Source organism: Mitsuaria sp. TWR114, assembly GCF_007997345.1.
Genome location: NZ_VOSR01000764.1, coordinates 1 through 7,591, shown reverse-complemented (window position 1 = coordinate 7,591; position 7,591 = coordinate 1). Strand labels below are relative to the sequence as shown.

General features: G+C 68.5%; 7 protein-coding genes and 1 pseudogene. 5 read left to right on the top strand and 3 right to left on the bottom strand.

The genetic code is table 11. The features are described from left to right. From FUT87_RS23890 to FUT87_RS23880, 3 genes and pseudogenes are all read right to left on the bottom strand, one after another. Positions 1–120, bottom strand: a pseudogene (locus FUT87_RS23890) (7-carboxy-7-deazaguanine synthase); the annotation flags it as partial. Next, positions 117–1,229 (bottom strand): 6-carboxytetrahydropterin synthase, encoded by a 1,113-nt coding sequence (locus FUT87_RS23885; protein WP_147242606.1) that lies wholly within the window; start codon positions 1,227–1,229, stop codon positions 117–119. The gene FUT87_RS23885 and the pseudogene FUT87_RS23890, both read right to left, overlap by 4 nt. 336 nt (positions 1,230–1,565) lie before the next feature. Next, the gene (locus FUT87_RS23880; RefSeq protein WP_186830728.1) at positions 1,566–2,606 is read right to left on the bottom strand and encodes a S1/P1 nuclease; all 1,041 of its coding nucleotides are present in this window, start codon (positions 2,604–2,606) and stop codon (positions 1,566–1,568) included. A gap of 203 nt (positions 2,607–2,809) precedes the next feature. On the opposite strand from FUT87_RS23880, the gene FUT87_RS23875 reads away from it, so the two are divergent. From FUT87_RS23875 to FUT87_RS23855, 5 genes are all read left to right on the top strand, one after another. Beyond that, positions 2,810–3,028, top strand: a complete 219-nt coding sequence (locus FUT87_RS23875; protein ID WP_091729700.1) for a molybdopterin-binding protein — start codon at positions 2,810–2,812, stop codon at positions 3,026–3,028. A 36-nt stretch (positions 3,029–3,064) separates the two neighbouring features. Then, positions 3,065–3,685, top strand: a complete 621-nt coding sequence (locus tag FUT87_RS23870) for an alpha/beta hydrolase (RefSeq protein ID WP_091729704.1) — start codon at positions 3,065–3,067, stop codon at positions 3,683–3,685. Positions 3,686–3,803: 118 nt separating this feature from the next. Continuing rightward, positions 3,804–4,928 carry an L-dopachrome tautomerase-related protein gene (locus tag FUT87_RS23865; RefSeq protein ID WP_147242604.1) on the top strand — a complete coding sequence of 375 codons (1,125 nt, stop codon included), beginning with the start codon at positions 3,804–3,806 and terminating at the stop codon, positions 4,926–4,928. A gap of 126 nt (positions 4,929–5,054) precedes the next feature. Next, positions 5,055–5,501, top strand: a complete 447-nt coding sequence (locus FUT87_RS23860; protein ID WP_091729712.1) for an SRPBCC family protein — start codon at positions 5,055–5,057, stop codon at positions 5,499–5,501. A 429-nt stretch (positions 5,502–5,930) separates the two neighbouring features. Then, positions 5,931–7,591 (top strand): protein-disulfide reductase DsbD domain-containing protein (locus FUT87_RS23855; RefSeq protein ID WP_147242603.1); only part of this gene is annotated, 1,661 nt, incomplete at its 3' end.

The window sequence follows — 7,591 nt, the reverse complement described above, 5'->3', positions numbered from 1 at the left end:
GTCCTGCTCGCGGCCGGACCACAGGTTGCAGCCGGCGAAGCGGCAGAACACGGCCGCGCGGCCGGCCTGGGCGCCTTCGCCTTGCAGCGTGTAGAACATTTCCTTGACGGCGTAGGTCATACCGGGATCAGCTCCTCGAACGGACCATGGCTGACGATGACGCCGCTGCCGCGGGTCTCGTAGAGGTCGACGCGCTCCAGCGGCGGCAACTGGGCCTTGGCCTGGCGCAGCACCCACGCGGCCAGGCTGGCGGTGTCGGCGTCCGGCAATCCGGCTAGCTCATGCAGCGGGTGGTGGTCCATGGCTTTGAAGATGGGATCGAACAGCAGCTTCACGTCGCTGAAGTCCATCGCCCAGCCGAAGACCTGGTCCAGCGCGGCGCTCAGGTGCAGTCGCAGCGTGAAGGTGTGGCCATGGATGCCGGCCATCGGATGGTCCGCCGGCGCCCGGTTGAGCTGCACCGCGCTGTCGAGGGTGAATTCCTTCCAGATCCGGTAGCGCTCGCCGTCGAAGTTCGCACCGCTGGAGCCGGTCTCGTACACCGTCACCCAGCTCAGTTCCGGCAACTGCGGCTTGAGCCGCGCCCACAGCCAGGACGAGATCAACTCGCTGGTCGGATTGGACAGGCCCTCGATCTCGTTGAGGCAGCGATAGTTCAGCTGCGCATGGAACGGCGCCCAGAGCTCGTCGAGGTGGTCGTAGTCGATGCTCAGGTCGCGCTCGCCGAGGTCCTGGTTGGCATGCAGGATCAGCTCGAAGCCATGACCATGCATGCGACCGCACTTGTGGCCCATCGGGACATTGGGCAGTTGGTGGGCGGCCTGGAAGCGATAACGGCGCCAGACATGGGCATGGCCATTGGCGTCCAGGTCCACGCCCGAGTTCGAAGTGCTCTGGATGCCGACCTGGGTGATGCCGGGGACCTGGAATTCGGATTCGAGCCGCTGGCGGATCCAGCGGGCGATGTTCTCGTCGGTCGGCTGCGGGATGTGCGTGTTCAGCAGCCCATGGTCCAGCGGGGCGACGCAGCGCTCGAGGCAGTCGCGCAGCGCGCTGACTTCAGCGCCGGGAAACGGGGCCCAGCCGGCGGGAAGTTCGGCGCGGATGGTGGCCAGGTAGCTGTGGCCGTGCAGGCCACGCGAGCGGTGGCCGGGGGGCAGCGCGTCGATCTGGCAGGCGGACTCGAAGCCGGCCGAAGCGGTGAAAAGGGAAGCAGGAAAAGCAGACATCCCGACAGTGTGACACGCCGGGTTTTCTTATCTCCTTGTGTTGAATATCTCTTTGGTCGTATTGGTAGGTGTTGGCGGGTTTCTGTGGACAACCACCGTTTTCCGTGGCCCGACAAGGACTTGCGACCGGCGCAACGGTGTGGGCCGGACCCGGGGCAACGGCGGGATGGCGAGACAACAACTTTCGGCGCGACCATGCCGCTGTGGACAAGCGCCGAGTTGTTCAAGCGCCATCCCCAGGCTTGTACACAGCCGTTCTCAAGACCGGATCGTCCGTCAGGACGAAAAAAAGCCCCGCGACGGCGGGGCGCTGGCCGGGAGGCCGGGTTCAGCGAGTCAGGGCTTGTCCGGCCAGATCGACCGCAGCAGCTGCGCCAGACGCGCGCCGCCCTTGATGACGTTCTCGCGGGTCTGCTCCAGGCTGCGGGCTTCATAACCGGCCGGCGGCGTGCCCATCCAGCGCGGGCCGCGCAAGCTCTGCTGGCGGGCGCCGAAACTCATGCCCTCGAAGGCCTCCTTCGCGCCGATCAGCGATTCACTTGCCCACAGCACCGGCCAGTCGTCCGGATTCCCGGTGGTCGGCGGCACGGCCTTGGCGAGCGCCGGCATCGCGGCCAGTTGCTCGGCGCTCAGGCGCCCTGGCAGGCCGTCCCAGTAGCTGTGCAGGTTGCCGCCCGGCGTGCCGTCCGGACGCGGCATCGTGATCGCATTGCCGCCGACCGTGTGCGTCAGCGCATCCGCGCCCTGCCGGTCCGGGTCATAGGGCTTGCCGTCGGCGTCCAGGTAGAGCGAGCCCATGTGCAGCGGCTGATGCATGTCGCCCAGCGCGTGAACCACCAGCGCCAGCGCCTCGCGCTCGTTGAAATCCATCGGCGGCGTTTGCCGGCCGGTCTTGAGCACGAGGATCGCGGCCTTCAGCGCCGGCACGATGTCGTGATCGCTGGTTCCGATCGCGCCCGGCACATAGCGGCCCCGCTGGACCGCGACGTTGGCGTAGTGGTACTGCTTGTTGCAGGACTCCTCGCCCGGCTTGGGTCCGCATTGCTCGAAATTGCGCTTCACGTAGTCGCGCATCCGGACCTCTTCCTCGGCGTTGTTCTCGAAGACCGCGCACTCGGGAAAGCGGCCGGTCACCGCGTACTTGAAGTCGTTGCCGGTGTCGATGCCCTTCACGCAGTCGTCCCAGACGGCGATGTCGCGCAGCGAGACCGGTCCGAGGATGCGCTGGACCTCGGCTTCGGCGCGATGACCCTTGATCAGCTGGGCGGCGATGTCGCCGACCGCGTTGTGGCCGGCGGCGCCGAAGCCGAAGGCGGAGCCGCAGCAGGCGGCGAGCAGCGACAGCGCGGCGATGCCGCGCGCGAAGGAAGTGGTCATGACAGGAACCCGTGTCGGACGATGCGCCGGCGGTGCGCCGGCAAGGGATCGCGGATTGTGCATGGCGCCTTGTGACGGACATCAACGGAGATCCCCGGGGTCCGGGGCTTATGCGCCGGCCGCATGTCCATGGGCAAAGCGCTTCGTTCGGCAAATGAAGGGCGCTGCCTAAGCTGACCGTCACCTTTTCAGGAGCCCCTCGCATGACCATCACCGCCATCAATGTCCGCAACCAGTTCCGCGGCACCATCAAGGAGATCGTCGAAGGACCGGTCGTGTCCGAGGTCGACGTGCAGACCGCCGGTGGACTGATCGTCACCTCGGTGATCACGACGCGCTCGGTCAAGGAACTCCAGTTGACGGTCGGCAAGGAAGTCGTCGCGCTGGTGAAGTCCACCGAGGTGTCGATCGCGACCCTCTGACGCGCGCTGTCCGCATCGACCCCGCAGGAGACCGCCATGGCGCTCTACCCTCACCGCTCCGCGCAGCACAACGGCAGCGCCGAGCCGCGGCTGCTGATCATCCCCGGCCTGCACGACAGCGGGCCGGCGCACTGGCAGAGCTGGCTCGAGCAGCAGTACCGTGACGCCCACCGGGTGCGGCAGCGGGACTTCAGCCAGCCCGACCTGGAGCGCTGGTCGGACCGCATCCACGCGCGGATCGACAGCGCCGGCCCCGGCGAATGGATCGCCGTGGCGCACAGCTTCGGCTGCCTGGCGCTGGCGCATCACCTGCAGCGCCATCCCGATTCGCCGGTGCGCGAGGCCTTGCTGGTCGCCCCCGCCGAGCCCGACAAGTTCGGCCTGGCGGAGAGCCTGCCGCACCAGCGGCTGGGCCGGCCGACGGCGCTGATCGCGAGCCAGAACGATCCCTGGATGAGCGCCTCCAGCGCGCTGCGCTGGGCGACGCGCTGGGGCAGCAGCTACAGCAACATCGGTCTGGTGGGCCACATCAACAGCGAATCGGGCTTCGGCCCCTTCCCGCTGGCCAAGCGCTGGGTCGAGGCCGCCCGGGCCCGCGCCGCGCGCGAGCGCCGACCGGCGCGGGCCAGCATCCTGGAGTGGTCGTTCTCGGTCTGATCGGGTGGGCCAGCTTCAAACGAGGCTTGAAATAGGTTCAACGATTGACCCGTTCATTGAAAGTCGGCCCGGCGGAACACTGCGTCCCGTCTCCACCGATTGTCTGAACGAGGACTCCATGAACCGCCATCCTTCGAAGCCATCCGCCCGTCCCCACTCGATCCACCGCGCCGCGATCGTGCTGGCCGGCGCGCTGACTTTCGCGCTCGCCGCCGTCCCCGCCCTGTCTGCCCGCGCGGCGACCCCCGGCGAGCTCGAAGTCGTCGCCGAACTCCCGATCCGTCCCGGCAACGTGGCGCCCGGGCCCGCGGGCCGGCTGTTCGCCACCGTGCATCCGCTGGGCGCGCCCGCCGCGGCGCAGTTGATCGAGATCACCGGCCGGGACAGCTTCAGGCCCTGGCCTTCCGCCGACCTCCAGCGTGGAACATCGACCGCCAGCGACGATCGCATCGACACGCCGCTGGGCATCATCGGCGACGGCCTCGGCCGCATCTGGATCGTCGACATGGGCCTGAACCTGGGAAAGACCCGGCTCTGGGCCTTCGAGGCCGAGTCGGGCCGGCAGGTCCAGCGCATCGAGCTGCCGCCGGAGATCGCGCCCAAAGGCAGCTTCGTGCAGGACTTGGTCGTCGACGACCGCGCGGGCTGGGTCTATCTGGCCGACATCGCCAACCCGGGCCTGATCGCCGTCGAGATCACGACCGGTCGAGCCCGTCGTTTCGGCGGTCACGCCGCGCTGCAGGCCGAGCCGCAGGCGCGGATGATCATCGGCGGCCGGCCCATCCAGTTCCAGGGCAAGCCGGCGAATGTCGCGGTCAATCCGATCACGCTCTCGGCCGATCGCGAGACGCTGTTCTTCGGCGCGATGAACGGTCGCAGCTGGTACTCGGTGCCGGCGCGGCTGCTGCGCACCGGCGTCCCGGACGCCGAGACCGCCGCGGCGATCCGCCGCGTTGGCCCGAAACCAGTCTCCGACGGCGCCGCGACCGACGCGAGCGGACGCCACTTCTTCACCAACGTCAACGAGGGCGGCATCGACCGCCTCGGTACCGACGGCAAGCTCGTCCCGCTGGTGCGCGACGCACGGCTGGACTGGCCCGACAGCGTCCATGTGGGCGACTCGTCCTGGCTCTACATCTCGGTGAACCAGCTGTACAAGACGCCGGCCTTCACCGGCGGGCGGGACGAAGGCAAGCCGCCCTACCGGATCATGCGGGTGTGGTCCGGAGACGCGACGCGCTGATCCTCCCGTGCCTACACCCCGCGCCGAGGTCCCGGGGAATCCCTGTCAGGGGCGAGGAGTCTCGCGCCGGACACGATCCAGGGCTATGGTCCGTCTCCCATTCGTGCATGAATCCAGGAGACACCGATGCCCTTCACCCTCCGCCTGCACCGCGTCCTGAAGGCGCCGCCGGAGCGCGTCTATCGCGCGTTCACCGACCCGGCGGCGATGTGCAAATGGCTGCCGCCGCATGGCTTCACCGGCACCATGCACCACATGGAGCCGAAGGTCGGCGGCAGCTGGCGCATGTCCTTCACCAACCTCTCGGCCGGAGCAACCCACACCTTTGGCGGGAACTACCTGGAGCTGCAGCCCGGCAAGCGGCTCCGCTACACCAGCAAGTTCGACGACCCCAACCTGCCGGGGGAAATGACCACCACGGTGGAGCTGTCGCAGGTCTTCTGCGGGACCGAGATGCAGATCACCCAGGAAGGCATCCCGGACGTGATCCCGTCGCAGGCCTGCCATCTGGGATGGCAGGAGTCGCTGGCGCTGCTCACCCAGCTGGTCGAGCCGGATATTCCGAACGGCTGATTCCGAACGGCTGATCGGTGGCTCGATCGGGCGGCCCGATGGGGCCTCCCTGGTTTTGCCCGTTTTGCCTGTTTTTTCTGGCCCTCTGATTTTTGGAGCGTCTGCGCGGCTCGGCGTCGGGTTGCGGCTGTCAGGGCTTGTCAGGCTCTCCTCATTTTTTTCGCGCCAGCGGCCAGGGTCCTCTCCTGCGTTTCGCCAAGCGCGGGCTCTCCACAGGGCATGGGGGATCCCTCCTGGACCCCCAAGCCCTGTTCCGGCCCCAGCCACGCTCGTGGTCGTCGACGTCGTGGCCGAGAGAATGACTTGGGGGCGTCACGGATCGAGCGAATCCAGGATCACAGGGACACCGGATTCTTCGAATCCAGGGAGTAAGGAAACAAGGAAGTCGACGCCTTGTGAGGGTCGGCCCCATTCCCTAGCATCGCGCCCATGCGTCTTTTCCGCCTCGCCATCGCGCCAGTACTCGCAGCGATCACCCTCGCGACTTTCACGAGCGCGTCGCTCGCCGCGCCACCCTCGGATCGCGCCGCCACCGACGAAGTCCAGGTCCGGTTGATCAGCGACAGCACCCAGGTCGCACCCGGCCAGACCCTGCTGCTGGCGCTCGAGCAGAAGATCGCACCCCACTGGCACACCTACTGGAAAAACCCCGGCGACTCCGGCCAGCCCACCAGCATCGAATGGAAGTTGCCCCAGGGCGCCACCGCCAGCGACATCCTCTGGCCCGCCCCCAAGCGCTTCGATGTCGGCCCCATCACCAACTACGGCTACGAAGACCGGGTGGTCCTCCTGACCGAGATCCGCTTGCCGCAAGGCCTGACCCCCGGATCCACCGCGATGATCGGCGCCGACGCCACTTGGCTGGTCTGCCGCGAGGAGTGCATCCCGCAACAGGCGACGCTGTCCCTGTCCCTGCCGGTGGGGACCGGCCCCAAGCCATCGCCCGAGAAAGGCACGCTCGTCGCCGCACGTGCCGCGCTTCCTGGTCCGGCGCCCTTCGCCGCCACCGCGCGGCTCGAAGGCCGGGACCTGATCGTGAACTGGCCGGCCGCGGGTGCCGGCGGCGCCTCAGCCCGAGAGGTCCGTCAGGCGCTGTTCCTGCCGGAGGCCTGGGGACGCATCCAGCATGCGGCAAAGCCCCAACTGGCTCGCGATGGCCAGCAGTGGCGGCTGCGCATGCCGGTTGGCGATGAGCCGGCTTCAGCCGGCAAGCCGCTGGACGGCTTGCTGCTGATCGACGGCCAGGCCTGGGCGGTCAGCCTGCCTGTCTCTGGCAGCCTGGACGCGGGCGGCGGGACCGCGCCGGCCAATACGGCCAGTACCGCGAAGTCGCCCGCCGCGACAACGACGACGACCCCAGGCGCCGCCACTGGTGCGACTGGTGCCGTTGAGGCCGATGGTCTGGGCCTGTGGGCCGCGATGGGTCTGGCGCTGATCGGCGGCCTGATCCTCAACCTGATGCCGTGCGTGTTTCCGGTGCTGGCCATCAAGGCGTTGGGCTTTCTGCACGGCAGTGCTTCGACGCATCGCCGCCAGGGGCTGGCGTATACCGCCGGCGTGCTGGTCGCGTTCGCCGCGCTCGGCGCGATGCTGCTGGCACTACGCGGCGCCGGCACGGGCGTGGGCTGGGGCTTCCAGTTCCAGTCACCGCTGTTCGTGCTGCTGCTCGCGTGGCTGATGTTCGTGCTCGGCCTGTCGCTGGCGGGGCTGCTGTCGATCGGCGCTGGTTTCGCCGGTGTCGGACAGGGCCTCGCGGAGAAGCCGGGTCTCAGCGGCAGCTTCTTCACCGGCGTGCTGGCGACCGTCGTGGCGACGCCATGCACCGCGCCCTTCATGGGCGCTGCCATGGCCTACGCGCTGGCGCAGCCGGCCGTGGAGCTGATGGCGGTGTTCCTCGCGTTAGGTCTGGGGCTCGCGCTGCCCTACCTCGCGCTGGCCTGGTGGCCGGCGTTGCAGCGCCGCATGCCTCGGCCCGGGCCCTGGATGGACCTGCTCAAGCAGGCGCTCGCCTTCCCGATGTTTGCCGCGGCGATCTGGCTGGTGTGGGTGATCGCGCAGCAGGCCGGACCGATGGGCGTGCTGGTGGCGCT